General features: G+C 61.6%; 17 protein-coding genes. 11 read left to right on the top strand and 6 right to left on the bottom strand.

Features of this window, described 5'->3' with window-relative positions:
* The first annotated feature begins 121 nt into the window (after positions 1-121).
* Positions 122-1,015, top strand: a complete 894-nt coding sequence (gene hpaA, locus HZ99_RS06755; protein ID WP_038441959.1) for a 4-hydroxyphenylacetate catabolism regulatory protein HpaA — start codon at positions 122-124, stop codon at positions 1,013-1,015.
* Here the strand turns inward: hpaA and HZ99_RS06750 are convergent, their stop codons facing one another.
* On the bottom strand, positions 1,016-2,272 hold the full coding sequence (locus HZ99_RS06750; RefSeq protein ID WP_038441958.1) for an OprD family porin: 1,257 nt from the start codon (positions 2,270-2,272) through the stop codon (positions 1,016-1,018).
* A gap of 210 nt (positions 2,273-2,482) precedes the next feature.
* On the opposite strand from HZ99_RS06750, the gene hpaR reads away from it, so the two are divergent.
* Together hpaR and HZ99_RS06740 are read left to right on the top strand one after the other, a co-directional pair.
* Positions 2,483-2,905, top strand: coding sequence for a homoprotocatechuate degradation operon regulator HpaR (hpaR, locus tag HZ99_RS06745; RefSeq protein ID WP_038441957.1), 423 nt, complete (start codon positions 2,483-2,485; stop codon positions 2,903-2,905).
* Positions 2,906-2,971: 66 nt separating this feature from the next.
* On the top strand, positions 2,972-3,982 hold the full coding sequence (locus tag HZ99_RS06740; RefSeq protein ID WP_038441956.1) for a GlxA family transcriptional regulator: 1,011 nt from the start codon (positions 2,972-2,974) through the stop codon (positions 3,980-3,982).
* 27 nt (positions 3,983-4,009) lie between these two features.
* Here HZ99_RS06740 and HZ99_RS06735 read toward each other — a convergent pair whose 3' ends face one another.
* Entirely contained in the window at positions 4,010-5,248 is a 1,239-nt protein-coding gene (locus tag HZ99_RS06735; RefSeq protein WP_038441955.1) for a methionine gamma-lyase, read from the bottom strand.
* A gap of 123 nt (positions 5,249-5,371) precedes the next feature.
* Here HZ99_RS06735 and HZ99_RS06730 point away from each other — a divergent pair, with 123 nt between their 5' ends.
* Positions 5,372-5,842, top strand: coding sequence for an Lrp/AsnC family transcriptional regulator (locus HZ99_RS06730; protein ID WP_029294365.1), 471 nt, complete (start codon positions 5,372-5,374; stop codon positions 5,840-5,842).
* Between the two features lie 19 nt (positions 5,843-5,861).
* Here the strand turns inward: HZ99_RS06730 and HZ99_RS06725 are convergent, their stop codons facing one another.
* Positions 5,862-6,530 (bottom strand): histidine phosphatase family protein, encoded by a 669-nt coding sequence (locus tag HZ99_RS06725; protein ID WP_038441954.1) that lies wholly within the window; start codon positions 6,528-6,530, stop codon positions 5,862-5,864.
* Positions 6,531-6,796: 266 nt separating this feature from the next.
* Here HZ99_RS06725 and HZ99_RS06720 point away from each other — a divergent pair, with 266 nt between their 5' ends.
* Positions 6,797-8,260 carry a hypothetical protein gene (locus tag HZ99_RS06720; protein WP_038441953.1) on the top strand — a complete coding sequence of 488 codons (1,464 nt, stop codon included), beginning with the start codon at positions 6,797-6,799 and terminating at the stop codon, positions 8,258-8,260.
* A 79-nt stretch (positions 8,261-8,339) separates the two neighbouring features.
* Here HZ99_RS06720 and HZ99_RS06715 read toward each other — a convergent pair whose 3' ends face one another.
* Positions 8,340-9,428, bottom strand: a complete 1,089-nt coding sequence (locus HZ99_RS06715) for an SMP-30/gluconolactonase/LRE family protein (protein ID WP_038441952.1) — start codon at positions 9,426-9,428, stop codon at positions 8,340-8,342.
* Positions 9,425-10,111: a sterol desaturase family protein gene (locus HZ99_RS06710; RefSeq protein WP_038441951.1), complete on the bottom strand. Its 687-nt coding sequence runs from the start codon at positions 10,109-10,111 to the stop codon at positions 9,425-9,427. Before HZ99_RS06710 ends, HZ99_RS06715 begins: the two co-directional genes overlap by 4 nt.
* A gap of 286 nt (positions 10,112-10,397) precedes the next feature.
* On the opposite strand from HZ99_RS06710, the gene HZ99_RS06705 reads away from it, so the two are divergent.
* From HZ99_RS06705 to HZ99_RS06680, 6 genes are all read left to right on the top strand, one after another.
* A complete protein-coding gene (locus tag HZ99_RS06705) occupies positions 10,398-11,312 on the top strand; it encodes a substrate-binding domain-containing protein (protein WP_038441950.1) in 915 nt (304 codons plus the stop codon).
* A gap of 61 nt (positions 11,313-11,373) precedes the next feature.
* Positions 11,374-12,882: a sugar ABC transporter ATP-binding protein gene (locus tag HZ99_RS06700; RefSeq protein WP_038441949.1), complete on the top strand. Its 1,509-nt coding sequence runs from the start codon at positions 11,374-11,376 to the stop codon at positions 12,880-12,882.
* On the top strand, positions 12,848-13,840 hold the full coding sequence (locus HZ99_RS06695; protein WP_038441948.1) for an ABC transporter permease: 993 nt from the start codon (positions 12,848-12,850) through the stop codon (positions 13,838-13,840). The genes HZ99_RS06700 and HZ99_RS06695 overlap by 35 nt, the downstream gene beginning before the upstream one ends.
* 72 nt (positions 13,841-13,912) lie before the next feature.
* Positions 13,913-14,992 carry an alcohol dehydrogenase catalytic domain-containing protein gene (locus HZ99_RS06690; protein WP_038441947.1) on the top strand — a complete coding sequence of 360 codons (1,080 nt, stop codon included), beginning with the start codon at positions 13,913-13,915 and terminating at the stop codon, positions 14,990-14,992.
* 2 nt (positions 14,993-14,994) lie between these two features.
* Positions 14,995-16,527, top strand: a complete 1,533-nt coding sequence (locus tag HZ99_RS06685; protein WP_038447967.1) for an FGGY-family carbohydrate kinase — start codon at positions 14,995-14,997, stop codon at positions 16,525-16,527.
* A gap of 125 nt (positions 16,528-16,652) precedes the next feature.
* A complete protein-coding gene (locus tag HZ99_RS06680) occupies positions 16,653-17,375 on the top strand; it encodes an SDR family oxidoreductase (protein ID WP_038441946.1) in 723 nt (240 codons plus the stop codon).
* Here HZ99_RS06680 and HZ99_RS06675 read toward each other — a convergent pair.
* Positions 17,372-18,376 (bottom strand): LacI family DNA-binding transcriptional regulator, encoded by a 1,005-nt coding sequence (locus tag HZ99_RS06675; protein ID WP_038441945.1) that lies wholly within the window; start codon positions 18,374-18,376, stop codon positions 17,372-17,374. The genes HZ99_RS06680 and HZ99_RS06675 overlap by 4 nt on opposite strands.
* Between the last annotated feature and the right edge of the window lie 10 nt (positions 18,377-18,386).

Here is an 18,386-nt window from a genome sequence, read left to right as displayed (position 1 = left end):
CTCCTGGCGATGGCGACTGCTCTGGAGGCAGTTCGTTAATGTGTTAACGTTATAATTAATATGTTAACTACCGTCAAGCGTGGCAAAATCATCAGGTGTAAAAAACAATCAAGAGAAGCCTGTGAAACCGATCCCCAACATCAACATCGGTCAGGTCTACGACCAGCGCTACAGCGATGCCGACGTGCATTACGACCGCCTCGGCAACCTGGCGGGTTTTTTCGGGCGCAATATGCCTGTGCATCGCCATGACCGGTTTTTCCAGGTGCATTACGTCAAGAGCGGCGCCGTGCGGGTCTACCTCGACGATCGGCAGTACCTGGAATCGGGGCCGATGTTTTTCCTCACGCCGCCCACGGTGGCCCATGCCTTTGTCACCGAAGCGGACGCCGATGGCCATGTCTTGACCGTACGCCAGCACTGGGTGCGGGCGCTGATCGATGCCGACCCAAGCCTTGCGCCTGGCCCGCAAGTACCGCCGGCCTGCGTGGCACTGGCCCGCCTGGGGCCGCAGTTCCAGCCCGAGATCAGGCGGCTGGAGTGGCTGTTTGACGAGTTGTGCCACGAAATCAACAGCGCCGGCGCCGGTCGCGCAGCGGCCCTGGAAAGCCTGACGCGGCTGATCATGATCAGCTTGCTCAGGCTCAGTGCCAATTCCCTGGAAGCACGTCCGGCGCGCCATGAGGACCTGCGCATCTTTCACCGCTTCAATGAGCTGATCGAAGACCACTATCTGCTGCATTGGCCGTTATCGGCGTACGCCGAAAAAATCGGTGTCACCGAGGCACGGCTCAACGATGTCTGCCGACGCATCGCCGACCTGCCGTCCAAGCGTCTGGTGCTTGAACGGCTGATGCAGGAAGCCAGGCGCCTACTGCTGTTTACCGGCAGTTCCGCCAATGAAATCTGCTATCAACTGGGCTTCAAGGACCCGGCCTACTTCAGTCGGTTTTTCCAGCGTTATGCCCAGATGACCCCGGGGGAGTACCGCCTGCGCCAAACGGGCCTGCGCTGATCACCACAACGCGAGGCTGTAGCCAACGATGATGCGGCTTTCGTCGATATCGCTGGTCAGGCCGTTGCTCGAACGCAAGGTTGCGTTACGCAGCCTGACGCTGAGGTTTTTCAGTGGCCCGTTCTGCACGATGTAGGTCAGGTCGGTATCGCGCTCCCATTCGCGGCCATTGCGCACGCTGGCGGTCTGCACATGGGTGCCATCCACATAGCGGGTCATGAAGGTCAGGCCCGGCAGGCCGAGGGCGGCGAAGTTATAGTCGTAGCGCGCCTGCCAGGCATCGGTCTGGGCCTTGGTGAAGACGTTGATGGTCACCAGGTTGACTGAATAGGGGTCCATGCCGGGGTAGGCGAAATCGCCGTCGCCCGAGAGGTTCTGGTAACCCAGGCCAAACTTATGGGCACCCGCCGACAGGCTCAGCATGCCGTTGAAGAACCGGTTGTCGATACGCCCGCCGTCCACTCGCGAAGCGCCGCGCAGCTCATGGCTACCCTGCTCGCGGGTATCGAAGTAGCGCAGGTCGCTGCGCAGGCTCATGCCATTGGCCAACGGCAGGTCATGCACCAGGCCGATAAAGTGCTGGCGGTAGATGTTCTGCATCTGCGCGTAGTAGTAGGTGGTCGCCAGTTGCGGGGTGATTGCATAGGTGCCGCCGGCCAGATCCAGGTGGCTGCTGTCGACGCCGGCGTAGCTCATCTGGTCGTTGCTGGAAGAGTCGCGCAGGTTCTGTTTTTCCAGGCGGCCCAGGTTCAGGGTCAGGCCGGCGATGTCCTGGGACGTGACCAGTTCACCGGTGTAGGTCGAGGGCAGGAGCCGGGTGTCGTTGTAGGCGGCCACGGGCAACTGCGGTTGCAGGGTACCGGCCTTGAGCACGGTTTTCGACACCCGCATCTTGGCCGTCAGGCCCAACTCACTGTAGTTGTCGACGGGCTGCTGGCTGGCGCCATAAGGCAGCAGGCCGGTGCCACGGCGATCACGGCTGGAGTCGAGCTTGACCCCCAGTTCGCCCAGGGCATCCACGCCAAAGCCCACCTGGCCTTCTGTGTAGCCCGACTCCAGGCGCAGCACAAAGCCCTGGGCCCATTCATCGGCCTTGTTCTGCGGTGCGTTGGTCTGGCGAAAGTCGCGGTTCATATAGAAGTTGCGCAGCTCGAGGCTGGCCTTGCTGTCCTGGATAAACTCGGCGTAGGCACTCAAAGGGCTGAACGTGACACACAGACCAACGCTGGCCGCCAGGGGGAGGAGGCGCACATGCATGACGGATTCCTTTTGTTATTTTTGTAGGTATCGCCCTTCGGATCGCTGAAGGGACGCACATTGTTAACATGTTATATTTATTATGAATAGACAATTTAGCCTGTTTGAGTAAATTAATGTAGAAGTTAACGAATTTGTAATGTGATCGGCTTGCATGCCCGTGGAGCCGACCCTAAGCTTCGACGCTTCGATCTCTTTTGCGCGTGAACCATGTCCACTCCCAGACCTTCCCTGACGCTGACCCTGTTGCAGGCCCGCGAAGCCGCCATGGCGTTTTTCCGGCCGTTGCTTAATGAACATCAATTGACCGAACAGCAGTGGCGGGTGATTCGTATCCTGCGCCAGCAGGGCGAGCTGGAAAGCCATCAACTGGCGCACCTGGCCTGCATCCTCAAGCCGAGCATGACCGGGGTACTGGCGCGCCTGGAGCGCGACGGCATCGTGCGCCGGCGCAAGTCCAGCGAAGATCAGCGCCGGGTGTTTGTGAACCTCACCGAGCAGGGGCAACAGTGCTTCGTCGAGATGAGCGCGGGGATGGAAAGCAACTACCAGAAAATCCAGGAACAGTTCGGCGAGGAGCAGTTGCAGCAGTTGCTCGAACTGCTCAAGCAGTTGAAAAACATCAAGCCCTGAACCCTTGCAGGAGCCGGCTTGCTGGCGATGGCGCCCTATACAACGCCGCAGACAGGTCAAACAATCATGCACAGACGGCAATTCAGCGGCGGGATGAAAGGCAAGAACCTGCGCTACCTGAACGAAACCCCGGGCCAGGCCCCGCGCCAGGTTCGTGCCGGTTTTGTGCTGTTGGAGCATTTTTCCCTGCCGGCCTTCACCCAGGCGCTGGACACCCTGATCACCGCCAACCTGCTACGCCCAGGGTTGTTCACCTCGCGCACCTTCGGCCTGCACGAGCAGGAAGTGATCAGCGACCTGGGCCTGGTGATTCGCCCCGACGCACGCCTTGACCACGGCGTACTGGCCGACCTCGACCTGTTGGTGATTTGCGGCGGCTACCGCACCCAGCTCAAGGCCGGCGAAACCTTTATCGAACTGCTCAAGGCTGCGGCGCAACAAGGCGTGATCCTCGCCGGCCTATGGAATGGTGCGTGGTTCCTGGGCAAGGCCGGGCTGCTGGACGGCTACCGCTGTGCCATTCACCCGGAACACCGCCCGGCCCTGACCGAAATCGCCAAGGCCACCCAGGTCAGCAGCGAGCCGTATGTGATCGATCGTGACCGCCTCAGTGCATCCAGCCCTTCGGGCGCGTTCCATATGGCCCTGGACTGGATCAAGAGCCTGCATGACAAGGCGCTGGTGGAAGGTATCGAAGATATCCTGGCCTTTGAGGAGTCACGCTACCGGCGGATCAAACCCGCAGAAAACATCTGCGTGAGTGCGCCGTTACGTGAGGTGGTGCGCCTGATGGATGCCAACCTCGAAGAGCCCTTGGCCCTGGAGCAACTGGCGGTGTATGCCGGGCGCTCGCGGCGCCAGCTGGAGCGCTTGTTCCGCGAGCAACTGGGCACCACGCCGCAGCGCTATTACATGGAGCTGCGCATCACCGAGGCCCGGCGGCTGTTGCAGCACACCGAACTGTCCCAGGTCGATGTGCTGGTGGCCTGCGGGTTTGTGTCGCCAAGCCACTTCAGTAAATGCTACAGCGCCTACTTCGGCTACCGGCCCTCGAAGGAAACCCGGCTGGTGAAATGACCCGTGCAGACGCCGGCAAGCCGTCTTCTACGCAGTGTGCGTTGCGGGTTTGCTCGCAGGTGTCCGCTTGGTGCAATGCGCCAGTGCCTGCGCGATATCGGCCAGCAGGTCCGCGATATCCTCCAACCCCACCGACAAGCGCACCAGGCCTTCGGAAATACCGTGCTGGGCACGTTCCTCTGGGGTGTAGGTGGAGTGAGTCATGCTTGCCGGGTGCTGGGCCAGGGATTCGGCGTCGCCCAGGCTGACCGCGCGGCTGAACAGCTTGAGTGCGTTCATGAAGCGCCTGCCCGTGGCGATGCCACCCTTGAGTTCAAAGGCAATCATGCCGCCCGACAGTTTCATCTGACGTGCTGCCAATTCATATTGTGGGAAGGAGCGCAGGCCGGGGTAGGTCACTGACTCGACCGCCGGGTGGGCCTGCAAGGCTTCGGCCACGGCCTGGGCATTGCTGCAATGGCGATCCATGCGCAGCGCCAGGGTTTTGAGACCGCGCATCAATAAAAAGGCATCCTGGGGCGAGAGTACGGCACCGGTCAGGTCCTTCAAGCCTTGCAGGCGAATGCGCTGCGCCAGGTCATGGCGGCTGACAGCGATGCCAGCGGTGATATCGCCGTGGCCGCTGAGGTATTTGGTGGCCGAGTGCACCACCACGTCGGCGCCCAGTTCCAGCGGGCGTTGCAGGTAGGGTGTGCAGTAGGTGTTGTCGATCACCACAGTGATGTTGGGTTGCTGGTGGGCGATCCTCGCAACGGCCGCAATGTCGATCAATTGCAGGTTGGGGTTGGCCGGAGTTTCGCAGTAGATCATGCGGGTCGCGGGGGAGAGTGCGGCCTGCAAGGCGTCGAGGTCCGACAGGTCGACATGGCGCACCTTGATGCCGAACTCGCCGATGCCGTGGTGCAGCAGGGCGAAGGTGCAGCCGTACAGGGTCTGGCTGACGATCACCTCATCGCCGGGGCGCAGCAGGGTCCAGAAGGTTGCGGCAATCGCCCCCATCCCGGAGCTGAATGCCACCGCTGCCTCGCCACCTTCCAGGGTGGCCATACGCGACTCGAGCAAGGCCAGGGTCGGGTTGGAAATGCGCGTGTAGAAATGCCCGCTTTCTTCGCCGGCAAAGCAACCGGCACCGTATTCAGCGGTGGGGAAGGCAAAGGTTGCCGACAGATAAATCGGCGGCACCAGGGCACCGTGGTGGTCTTGGGCATCGTAGCCGTGGTGAATGGCACGGGTGGAAAAGCCGAATGTGTTGTGTTTATTGTTCATGTCGGGCGCTCCTTATTTCCTACAATGCTATGCTCATAACCGAGGCTGAACATTGCCTACTTTGCCGAGAAAAACCTTCGGCAAAGGACGAAAACCTATAAAAACAACTATTCGAGGCAAGACATGCCTGTAGGACTGGACCGTACCGATAAAGCCCTGCTCAACGCCCTGCAAGGCAACGCCCGCCTGACCGTCGCCGAGCTGGCAGACCGTGTGTCCCTGACCACCTCGCCATGCTGGCGCCGGGTCAAGAACCTTGAAGACAGCGGCGTGATCAGCGGCTACCAGGCGATCCTCTCGCCCAAGGCCCTGGGCTACGGGGTGACGGCCTTTGTCAGCATCATGATGGACACCCACTCCAAGGAAATCGCCCGGGCGTTTGAACAGCGGCTGCTGGACATCCCGGAAATCGTCGCCTGCCACAACGTGTCCGGACGCTATGATTTTTTGCTGGAAGTGGTGGCCAAGGACCTGGAATCCTTTGGCGAATTTGCCCGCGAGGTGTTGCAGACACTGCCGTGCGTGAAGGAAATCTATTCGAGCTTTTCCTACAAGTCGGTCAGGCCGCTGCGGGTGATTCCATTGCCGGGGTGATACTGGCGTGAGTTGAGTGTTAAAGGTGCCCGAGGGCTGATGCCCAGTCCTGGCTGTTGAGTACCCCGAGCACCTTGAGCTTGCCGTGGGAGCCCACTTGGACAAACAGCGAACTGCCGTATTCGGCGCCATCGGCGTGGGGATAACCCAGTACCCGCTCCAGGTCGGCGATGCATTCGCTGTGGGTGACCAACAGCAGGTTGCGCCCGGCGAGCTTACGTGCAGGCAGATCGTGGGCAAGGGTTGTGCCGCACAAGGTCAAGCGGTCGGGCAACACGTGGGCGTCGCCGAACATGAATTGCGACGTTTGCACGGTACGTGTGGTGGGACTGCTCAACACGTCGCTGTGGGACATGCCCAGGGTATGAAACGCGGTACCCACAGCCGTTGCCGAGACGCTACCGGATCGGGTCAAACCATCCGCGGGGCCCAGGCAGGGATTGCTGGAGCGATCGCAGCGCTCTGCATGGCGCACCAGAACAATCAGGTTGCCATCGTGCCAGGCCGCCAGCGCCCCGGAAGTGACCAGGCGATTATCGATGCCCAGGTTCTGCGGTGAGGTAGGCCAGAGCATCGCGCCCATCACGACAAGGCACAGGGCAATGAGCGTAGCGAAACGCAGCCATAACTGCTTGAGGGTTTTCTCCCGGCCCCCGTCGGTGCAATTTATGTCGACCACGCTATTCATCCTGGCACCTGAGGTACAGCTGTTTGTGTTGCCGGGCAATCTAGGGTCAGGGGCGTGGTGGGCCAGTGAAATCGATGTGAAAAAATTGCCTTTGTGGTGGAGGGCTGGCGCAAGGTCAGTTTTGTCCCTTGGCGGTGGCTGCCTTTTCACACATTCGCTTCAAACAATACTGTACATATGTACAGTAATGTCCTACAGTCCATCCCAGGTGAACGGATTTCACCGCGCACCCAAGCCACAATTTTTTAACTATGGATGGATAAAAAATGAAATCGAAAAAAGCCTTTATGCTGGGCGCGGCCATGGCGGCCTCCTGCTTCGTTTCGGCCTTTGCCCTGGCCGAGCAATACCCTTCGCAAGCGCCAGCCAAGTTGTCCGCCCAGGCGGTCAAGCATGCGGTCGACCAGGCGCTGAAAGTGGGGAGCAAGGTTGAGGCGTCGACACTGTCGGCCGAGCTCAAGCAAAAACTCAAGGCGGCCAAGGCCGGCAAGAGCAAGGCTGTGGCAAGCAAGGCCGCCGCCAGCAACGCGCCGGTGGATGCGGTGGTTGATGAGCTGAAAAAACCCACCGTGAATCAACTGCAAGGCGCCGCGATTGCAGCGTTTGTGCCGGTGTTCCCGACCCTGGATATCAACACCCTGTACACCGTCACTGGCGTGGAAACCGGGGCGCAAGTCGCTTACCACTTCAACCTGGCGCAAAGCGCGCGCATCCAGCTGCAACTGTTGAATCAGAGCGCCGGCACCGATATGTCGCTGAGCCTGTTCCATGACGACGGCCAGGGTAACCTGACGCTGCTGGGCACCTCTGATAACGCAGGCAACGCCGACGAGTACCTCAACGGTGTGATGCCCGCCGGCGATTACTACTGGTACATGGTGGCCAACACCGCGAGCAATTCGCAGTTCAGCTTTGGCGTGGCCGTGGACAGCAATATCGACGCCTTCGAGCCCAACGACACCGCGCAAACCGCGTTCGCATTGCCGGACGGGCTGAACCAGGTGACCGGTAACCTCGACAGCGTCAACGATGTCGATTACTTCGACTTCACCTCGCTGCGTGGCCAGGGCGTGGGCATGTTCCTCGGTGATGACGGCGCGGGCACCCGCAACCAGTGGATCTTCGAGCGCTTCGATGGCAACAACTGGGTGGTGATCCAGCCAAACAACACCTCCACCTACCCAAGCCTTACCCCTGGCTACACGGTCAAGGTTCGAGTACGGGCCAACCCGGCGGTGGCGCTCAACCCGCAGGCGCGATACCTCTTGTCCTTTGGCTCGGCACCGCGCCTGAACCAGAACAATGTGAATGGCGACAATGTGGTGCGTATCCCCAGTTCGATCGTGCAACTGGCCACCCAGGCCGCCCGTAGCCTGAGCTGGAGCACCCAATGGTCGGACAGCACCGGCGAACCGCTGCGTGGCGTGACCCCGGTGCTGCGGGTCGACAAACGTTTCGATGACTCCACCAACTACCACTGGGTCAACTATGAGGCCAAGACCGGCATCACCGGCGCGGCCTCCGGCAGCGTCGACCTGGGCACCTGCTCCGGCGATCTCAATGTGGTCTATCCGGACAGCTCGTCCGGCCAGACGTATAACTGGCGGACCTGGTTCAACATGGGCGGCTGGCGCATCGAACTCAAGGAGTTCCCGGGTGTGGGCGTAGGCGGCAATATCTCGCAGTACGTGAGCCTGGGGCATATCTGCAGCCAGACCATCGTGCGCTGATTCACCCGCACCTGTAGGAGCCGGCTTGCCGGCGATGAGGCCCTCAAGTCATGCAGTGACCTGAGGGCCTCATCGTTTCCTACAAAGCCAATGCCCGCTTCAGCGGCAAGCGCGCCATGCTGGTGTTCTTCAGCGAGCCCAGGTACAACCACTCGCCATCTTCGCGGGCGCTGGTAATGGGTGAATAGTTGCCCGCGCTGGCATCCTGCAGGTTGGCGATCACCTGGCCATGCACATCCAGCCCCAGCACAAAGGCTCTGCGCTCTATCGGCTTGGGCACCACCATCAGCGCCCGCACCATCATCTTGCGTAGTGCAGGGTAACCGGCCAAGCCATCGAGCAAGGGGTTACGCGGCGAATACAGCGCGACCCAGAACCGATCCCGACCGTTGAAGGTGAGGTTGTCCGGCAGCCCCGGCAGGTTGTCGATAAACAGGTCATGGGTGCCAGCCTTGTCGCCCTTGAGCCAATAGCGACTGATGCGATAGGCGCCGGTTTCATTGACCAGCACATAGTGCTCATCCGGCCCCAACGCCACGCCATTGGCAAATTGCAACTGATTGAGCAGCACCTCGGTTTGGCCGTTGTTGAAGTCATAGCGCAGCAACCGACCGTCGCCACCATGCTCGATCACCGCTTCACCATCCTGGCCATAGCCCCAGCGGCTCGAGGCGTCGCTGAAGTAGGCGTAGCGCCCGGCAGCATCCACCGTTACATCATCGGTAAAACCGAAGGGCAAGCCATTGGCGCTGGTGCTCAAGGTGCTCAATGTGTGCCGGGCGTCCAGCGCCAGCAACCCCTTGACCCCATCGGCAATGATCAGGCGCCCGTCCGGGTGCTGTGCCAGGCCCAGGGGGCGGCCGCCGGTGTTGGCCAGCACTTGCAGGGTGTTGCTGTCAGGTGCGGTGCGGATGATCCGCCCGTCATGCAGGCCGGTGACCAGCCAACCCTGGGCATCCACCAGCAACGCCTCGGGCCCGGCGATGTCCTGGGCGCCGATCCGCTGGACCTCCTTCAGGCGCTGGTTCTCGCTGTAGGGCCCATCCTGCATCGACGGCGCCTTGGGGGGTGCCCAATTGACTGGCTGGACCTTGGTGGGCATCAGCAGCAAAAAGGCGACGACGGCGATCAATACCAGCCACAGCAGATGACGGATTTTTTGGCTCATGGTGCTTCCCGAGCGTCTTTGGAAGGGGTTGTGGCGGGCTCCCAGTGCAACGTGCCGAACAGATAATCCATCAGCGGCAGCACGATGTTGAAGTTGCGCCCTTGCATCAATTCACGGCGGTGATGCAGGGCGTGGAGCTGGTGCATGTGGCGGATCCACGGCAGGCGGGCCAGGGGATGCCCGGGCGGCAAATGCTCGCAGGCATGGAAGGTTTCATAGAGCAGGTAACCCAGGATCATGCACCCGGCGAACAACCCGGCCACGTTGGGGTTGAACTGCTTGAGCAGCCACCAGGCGGGGAGGGTGGCGGCCAGGCTGTGGAGCACAATCAGCCAGGCTGGAAACAGGATCACCCGCCAGTCCCTGGGGCTGTCGTAGGTCATATGGCCGGGGGTGAAGAAGCTGTGGTGATCCCCGGTGTGACGGGCATAGAACAGCTTGGCGAAACCGTGTTTGTGATGGCCAAGGTGGCGATGGACAAGGTAGATGCACAGATTGAAGAACACCAGCGTCAGGGGGATGGCCAGCCATTCCCAGGCCTGGATATGTTGGGTGCTGCCCCAGGCCAGGAGGATGCAGGACACACCATAGATCAGCACAAAGCCGGCATGCAGCCACGGGTTATAGCGTGGGTGGACAGCGGCGCGGTAGCGTTCGCGAAAAGCCTCGGTGGGATGGGTCATGGTGGCGCTCGTTGTATTTTTTGTTGGGGACCAAGCTTAGTCCGGCCTGCCAATTTTGCGAACTGAGCTCGCCCCTGTAGGGGCCGGCTTGCCGGCGATGGCGCCAGCCAGAACACCCGCCACGTCAAATAATGATCCTTCATCGTTAAAGACCATCGCCGGCAAGCCGGTTCCTACAGGGAAAGCGCAAGGGGGCTTGCACCTGCCTCGTTTCCTTGCTAGCTTCTGGCGAAATGTTAACGATAACATTTGCTCTAAAAATAAAAACAAAACAGAGACCCACACCATGAAAAAGCTTCGCAAAACCCTGTGTCTGTTGGCTCTAAGCACCTGCACCGTCGCCCTGGCCGACACCAAGCCTGTGCCCATGCGCATCGGCGCGTCCTTCCAGGAAATCAACAACCCGTACTTCGTCACCATGAAAGACGCCCTGCAAGAAGCGGCGGCGACCATCGGTGCGCAATTGATCATCACCGATGCCCGCCACGACGTGTCCAAACAGGTCAGTGACGTCGAAGACATGCTGCAAAAGGGCATCGATATCCTGCTGATCAACCCCACGGACTCGGTGGGCGTGCAGTCCGCCGTCAAATCGGCCCACGCGGCCGGTGTGGTGGTGGTCGCAGTCGATGCCCAGGCCGATGGCCCGCTGGACTCTTTCGTCGGCTCAAAGAACTTCGACGCCGGCTTCCAGGCCTGTGAGTACCTGGCCAAAAACATCGGCGACACAGGCAATATCGCAATCCTCGACGGCATCGCCGTGGTGCCGATCCTGGAGCGGGTGCGCGGTTGCAAAGAGGCGGTGGCCAAGCACCCGCAGATCAAGATCGTGAGCATCCAGAACGGCAAGCAGGAGCGTGACCAGGCGCTGACCGTGACCGAAAACATGCTCCAGGCCCAACCCACCCTCAAGGGCATTTTCAGCGTCAATGACAACGGCTCCCTCGGCGCCCTGTCGGCCATCGAGGCCAGTGGCATGGACGTCAAGCTGGTCAGCGTCGACGGTGCGCCGGAAGCGATCAAGGCCATCCTCAAGCCCGGCAGCAAGTTCATCGCCACTTCGGCGCAGTACCCCCGCGACCAGATCCGCCTGGCCCTGGGCATCGCCCTGGCCAAGAAGTGGGGTTCGCAAGTACCCGCCACTATCCCGGTGGATATCGCCCTGATCGATCAGGCCAAGGCCAGGGATTTCAGCTGGTAAGGCGCCCATGTCCACGTCAACCGTGGACCCTGGGCATCCTTATGAACGAGAGGTCGGCGGCATGAGCAGTCTTTTGCAACTGGAAAATATCTGTAAACGCTACCCGGGGGTGCAAGCCCTCAAGTCCATCAACCTGCAGGTGGAGCGCGGCGAGATTCATGCCTTGCTCGGGGAAAATGGCGCGGGTAAATCGACCTTGATGAAGATCCTCGGCGGGGTCGAGCACCAGGACGAAGGGCGCATCCTGATTGACGGCCAGGCGCAGCAGTTCGCGACCTATCGCGATGCGATTGCCGCCGGCATCGGCATTGTGTTCCAGGAGTTCAGCCTGATTCCCTACCTCACGGCGGTAGAAAACATCTTCCTCGGCCATGAGCTGAACAACCGCTTCGGCCTGTTGCGCAAGCGTGACATGCATCAAGCCGCCCAGGCGCTGTTCCAGCGCCTGGGCGTGAGTATCGACCTGCAATGCCCGGTCAAGCACCTGAGCGTGGCCGAGCAGCAGTTTGTCGAGATCGCCAAGGCCCTGGCCCTGGACGCGCGGCTGTTGGTACTCGATGAGCCCACCGCCACCCTCACGCCGAGCGAGGCCGAACTGTTGTTTGAGATCATGCGCGAGCTCAAGCGCCAGGGTGTGGCGGTGATTTTTATCTCCCATCACCTGGAGGAAATTTTCCAGGTGTGCGACCGCATCAGCGTATTGCGCGATGGCGGCAATGTCGGCGTCACCGATGTGGCGCACAGCAATATCGACCGCCTGGTCGAGATGATGGTGGGCCGCAAACTCGAATGCAGTTTCCCCCCAAAACCGGTTACCGCTCGCGGGCCGCTGCTGCTGGAGGTCAAGGACATTCAACTGCAGCGCAATGGCCCGCACAACCAGTTCCAACTGCACCAGGGTGAGATCCTCGGCTTTGCCGGGCTGGTGGGTTCGGGCCGCACCGAACTGGCCCTGGGCATGATGGGCGCGCTGGCGACGGTGACCAAGGACGTATGGTTGCGCGGGGTCAAAGTCAGCCTCGACGACCCGGCCCAGGCCTTGGCCCATGGAATCGGCCTGCTGCCGGAAAGCCGCAAGAGCGAAGGCCTGATCACCGACTTCAGCATTCGCGAAAATATCTCCATCAACAACCTGCACAAGTACCAGGGCGCCAGCGGCCTGATCGACAAGGGCAAGGAGTGCGCCAGTGTCGATGAGTTGATGCGACAGCTGTCGATCAAGGCCCCGAGCGGCGAAAGCCGGGTGTTCAACCTCAGCGGCGGCAACCAGCAGAAAGTGGTGATTGCGCGCTGGATCAACCATCACTGCGATGTGCTGGTGTTCGACGAGCCCACCCGTGGCATCGATGTCGGTGCCAAGGCACAGATCTACGCACTGATGCGCAAGCTCACCGAGCAAGGCTACGCCATCATCATGATTTCCTCGGAACTGCCGGAAATCGTCGGCATGTGCGACCGCGTCGCCGTGTTCCACAAGGGCGCCATCGTCAAGGTACTGGAAGCGTCTGCCGTCAACCCACAAGAGGTCATGCGCCATGCAACAGGGGGCTCAAGTGAATACGTCCATTAACCGCGCAGGCACCCAGCGGCTACGCCAGAACCTGGCGCGACTGGTGCGCTCGCCAGCGTTTTATCCGTTTATCGGGCTATTGCTGGTCACGGCGGTGATGATCGTGGCCAGCGATACTTTTCTCACCGCCAGTAACCTGTCCAATATCGCCCGCCAGGTGTCGATCAACGCGATCATCGCAGTGGGCATGACCTGTGTGATCCTCACCGGCGGCATCGATTTGTCAGTGGGGCCAGTGATGGCCTTGTCCGGCACCTTGACCGCCGGCCTGATGGTGGCGGGCCTGCCACCGGGCCTGGCGATTGGCGCCGGGCTGCTGATCGGCGTGGCGTTCGGTGTCGGCAACGGCCTGTTCGTGGCCTACCTGCATATGCCTCCGATCATCGTCACCCTGGCCACCATGGGTATCGCCCGGGGCTTTGGCCTGATGTACACCGATGGCTATCCGATTTCCGGGCTGCCGGAGTGGTTCGGTTTCTTTGGCCGCGAAAGCGTACTGGGCATCCAGGTGCCGATCCTGATCATGCTGGTCACCTATCTGGTGGCCTATGTGCTGCTGCAACACACGCGCATCGGTCGCTATATCTACGCCATTGGCGGCAACGAAGAAGCGGTGCGCTTGTCCGGGGTGCGGGCGGCGCGCTTCAAGCTGTTGGTGTATGGCATAAGCGGCTTGACCGCCGCCATTGCCGGGTTGGTGCTGACCTCGCGCCTGATGAGTGGCCAGCCCAATGCGGGCATCGGCTTCGAGCTGGATGCGATTGCCGCCGTGGTCCTGGGTGGTGCCTCGATCGCCGGTGGGCGCGGGGTGATTGTCGGCACCTTGCTCGGCGCCATGCTGCTGGGGGTATTGAACAACGGCCTGAACATGCTCGGGGTCTCGCCCTATGTGCAGAGCGTGATCAAGGGCGCAATTATTTTGCTGGCGATCTTTATCAGCCGTCAGCGCCACAGGTAAACAACGCAGCACCTCAACGCGGCCGCCGTGGCCGCGACGGGCTCTCTCATCTTCAATAAAGGTCAGTACCTCATGGATAAGCACACCCACATGCAAGCCGTCGTCTGCCACGGCCCGAAAGACTACCGCCTGGAGCGCATCGGCAAACCCCTGGCGCGGCCCAACGAACTGGTGATCCGCATTGCGGCCTGCGGGATCTGCGCCAGTGACTGCAAATGCCACTCTGGGGCGGCGATGTTCTGGGGCGGCGACAACCCATGGGTCAAGGCACCGGTGGTGCCGGGGCATGAGTTTTTCGGTTACGTGGAGCAAGTCGGCGCGGGCGCCGAGGAGCACTTCGAGGTCAAGGTCGGTGACAAGGTGATCGCCGAGCAGATCGTGCCTTGCGGCAAGTGCCGTTTCTGCAAGTCCGGCAAGTACTGGATGTGCGAGGTGCACAACATCTTCGGTTTCCAGCGTGAAGTGGCCGAAGGCGGCATGGCCCAGTACATGCGCATCCCCAAGACCGCCATCGTGCACAAGATTCCCGAGTCGGTGTCCCTGGAAGATTCGGCGTTGATCGAGCCGATGGCCTGCGCGATCCATACGGTCAACCGTGGCGACCTGCAACTCGATGACGTGGTGGTGATCGCCGGTGCCGGTACCCTGGGCCTGTGCATGGTCCAGGTGGCCGCGCTGAAAACCCCGAAAAAACTGGTGGTGATCGACATGGTCGACGAGCGCCTGGAGCTGGCGAAAAAATACGGCGCCGATGTCGTGATCAACCCCTCCCGGGACAACGCCCGCGCCATCATCAATGGCCTGACCGACCACTACGGCTGCGACGTGTATATCGAGACCACGGGTGTACCCGCCGGTGTGACCCAGGGGCTGGATCTGATCCGCAAGCTGGGGCGCTTTGTCGAGTTCAGCGTGTTCGGTGCCGAGACCAGCGCTGACTGGTCGATCATCGGCGACCGCAAGGAGCTGGATGTACGCGGCGCTCACCTGGGGCCGTATTGCTACCCGGTGGCCATCGACCTGTTCGAGCGCGGCCTGGTGACGTCCAAGGGCATCGTCACCCATGACTTCCCCCTGGATGACTGGGCCGAAGCGTTCGACCTGGCCAACTCGGTGAAGTCGATCAAGGTGCTGCTCAAGCCGGGGCAATGATCATGCATTACGTAATGGGCGTGGATATAGGCACCCAAAGCACCAAGGCGCTGCTGGTGGATGGCGCGGGTCGGATCATCGCCCAGCACAGCCAGGGCTATCGCGTGGATACGCCGAAAGTGCGCTGGGCCGAGCAGTGGCCGCAGGTCTGGCTGGACGCGGTCGAGGCCTGCGTAAGCCAATGCATGGCCAAGGCCGCCATCGCCCCGGCACACGTCAAGGCGCTGTGCATCAGCAGCCTGTATGGCGGCTCGGGAATTGCCGTGGATGCCGCGATCAAGCCATTGCACCCGTGCCTGATCTGGATGGACCGCCGCGCCGGCGAACAGGTGGCCTGGGTACGCGAGCATGTCGACCTGGAGCGCCTATTCGAGGTCACCGGTAACTCGGTGGACAGCTACTACGGCTTTACCAAGATGCTCTGGCTCAAGCAGCACCAACCCCAGGTTTGGGCCGGCACCCGCTATCTGCTGCCGCCCAACAGCTATATCAACTACTGCCTGACCGGTGAGGTGGCGGTAGATCACAGCAGCGCCGGCAATATCGGCGGGGTCTACGACGTGGCGCGTCGCAACTGGTCTGCCGAGATGCTGGCGGCGCTGGATATCCCGTTGGCGATGATGCCCGAACGCCTGCTGTATTCGGGCGACGTGGTGGGTGGCCTGCTGCCGGAATGGGCCCGGCGCCTGGGGTTGCCGGTGGGCATGCCGGTGCTGGCCGGTGGCGTCGATGCGGCCATGGCAACCCTGGCGGCCGGCGTCACCCGGCCGGGCAACCACGTGGCGATGATCGGCACCAGCATGTGCTGGGGCTACCTCAACCAACAGGTGGATGCCCGGCATGGCCTGGTGAGCATGCCCCATGTCTATAACGGCCAGCAGGACCTGTATATCTTCGGCGGCGCGATTACCGCTGGCGCCTCGGTCAGCTGGTTTCGCGAGCAGTTTTGCCAGGCCGAGGAACAGCAGGCCAACGACACCGGCCAGGACAGCCTGTGGCTGCTGGAACAGAGTGCGCGCAAGATCCCGGCGGGCAGTGACGGGGTGTTGTTCCTGCCCTACCTGATGGGCGAGCGCAGCCCGGTGTGGGATGACCAGGCCAGCGGCAGTTTTGTCGGCCTGAACCTGTATCACAGCCGTATCCATCTGTACCGCGCGGTGCTCGAAGGGGTGAGTTTCGCCCTGCGGCACAACATTGAGGCGGGCATGCGCGGCGCCCATTCCCTGGACCCGCGGTTGATCGTGGTGGGCGGGGCGAGCCATTCGGATTTGTGGATGCAGATCATTGCGGATGTGACCCGCTACCCGGTGTACACCATCGTCCAGGAAGTGGAGGCGGCACTGGGGGCGGCGTTGTTGGCGGCGCATACGGCGGGGCTGGTGGATGAGGGGCAGATGGAGCAGGGGTGGGTGCAACTGGAGCTGCGGGCCCAACCTGTGGCTGAACATGTGCAGGCGTATGACCGCGCTTTTGCCGATTACCTGACGCTGTATCCGGCGCTCAAGCCGGTGATGCACAGCCTGCAAAAAACCTGACGACCTGTAGGCGCCGGCTTGTCGGTGATCGCGGCCTGTCAGTTCCTGCATCTGTGACTGCTGTACCGCTATCGCCGGTAAGCCGGCTCCTACAGGGGACCTTTATTGTTCCAGGGAATATCGCCATGACCACCTTTGACTTCACCCAGCAGCGCATCCTTGTCACCGGCGCCACCAGCGGCATTGGCCGGGAAATCGCCCTGCAACTGATCGCCAGCGGCGCCCAGGTGTTCGCCATTGGCCGTGACGCCAATGCCCTGTCCCAACTGGGCTGTGAAACCCTGTGCCTGGACATCGCCAACAGCACCGCACTGGATCTGGCCCTCAAGGGCTTGCCGGCGATGCACGGCCTGGTCAATTGCGCCGGGATTTCGCGCCTGGAACCGGCAGCGGCGATCAGCAGCGCAGCCTTTGACCACGTGATGAACGTCAATGCCCGTGCTGCCGCGCAAGTCGCCAGCCGGGTGGGGGCGGCGATGATCGCGACAGGTATCGCCGGCAGTATCGTCAACGTCTCCAGCCAGGCCGCGCTGGTGGCGCTGGACGACCACCTCGGCTATTGCGCCTCCAAGGCCGCCCTGGATGCGATTACCCGCGTGCAATGTGCCGAATGGGGGCGTTTCGGGATTCGGGTCAACAGCGTCAACCCTACCGTGACCCTGACCCCCATGGCGCAACAGGCCTGGTCCGATCCGGCCAAGCGCGACCCGGCCCTGGCGGCGATTCCCCTGGGGCGCTTTGCACAACCCCGGGAAGTGGCGTTGCCGGTGCTGTTCCTGTTGAGCGAGGCGGCGAGCATGATCAGCGGGGTCAGCCTGCCAATCGATGGTGGCTACACCAGCCGCTAGCCATTCTCCAGCTTACCGGCAATCACCACCTTGTCCCGGGGCTTGTAAGGGTCTTGCAGGCGGTCGAGCAACAGGCGTACCGCACTGCTGCCGGCCAGCGACGCATCGTGGGCCACACAGGCAATCGGCACGCCGAAGATATCGGCAAAGGGCAGGCGGTCGATGCCACAGATGGTCAGGCTGTCGTGGGGGATGTTGTGCATGCGCAAGGCACGCAGGGCGCCGAGGGTGATCAATTGGTTGAAGCCCATGATTGCATCCGGTGTGGCGTGGGCGGCCAGGTAGTCGAGGGTGTGCAGGTAGGAGGGCATCAAGGTGTAGTCGCCGGCACACACTTGGACCTGCACCTGGGGATGGGCGGCCAGCACTTCGCGCAGGCCCTTGAGACGCTCCACGGTGATACGCGAATGTTCAGGCCCGGTCAGCACCAGCAGGCGCTTGAGCGCCGGGTTCTGGCGCAACAGGTACTGTGCGGCCTCGATCCCGCTGTGGTAGTTGTCCAGCACCACGCGGCTGAACGGGCTGTCGTGGATCGTGCGGTCGAGCAGCACCACCGGGGTCTTGCCATTGCCCAGGCGTTCCAGGTAACCAGGTTGGTAGTGCGGCTCGTCGGAGACCGGCGACAGGATAATCCCCGCCACGCGATAGCCCAGCAAGGTGTCCACGGCCTTGCTTTCCAATTCTTCCAGCTCGTCGGTGTCTACCAGCATGATGGTGTAGCCGTGCTTTTTCGCCTCGCGGGAAATCGCCTTGATCATTTCGCTGTAGAACGGGTTGTCCACCGACGCCGTGATCACCCCGATGATCAGGCTCTCGCTGCGCTTGAGCCCACGGGCGAAGGTGTTTGGCACGTAGTCCAGCTCACGTGCCACTTCGAGGATCCGCGCCAGGGTGGCGGGCTTGACCAGATCGGGTTTGCTCAACGCCCGGGACACCGTGATAGTGGTCATGTTGACCCGTTTGGCGATGTCGCTGATGGTGACGGATTTTTTCTTGTTCATCGGCAGGTGG

This window comes from Pseudomonas fluorescens, assembly GCF_000730425.1.
GTDB classification, from domain to species: domain Bacteria; phylum Pseudomonadota; class Gammaproteobacteria; order Pseudomonadales; family Pseudomonadaceae; genus Aquipseudomonas; species Aquipseudomonas fluorescens_X.
This window is presented reverse-complemented; position numbering and strand designations above follow the sequence as displayed.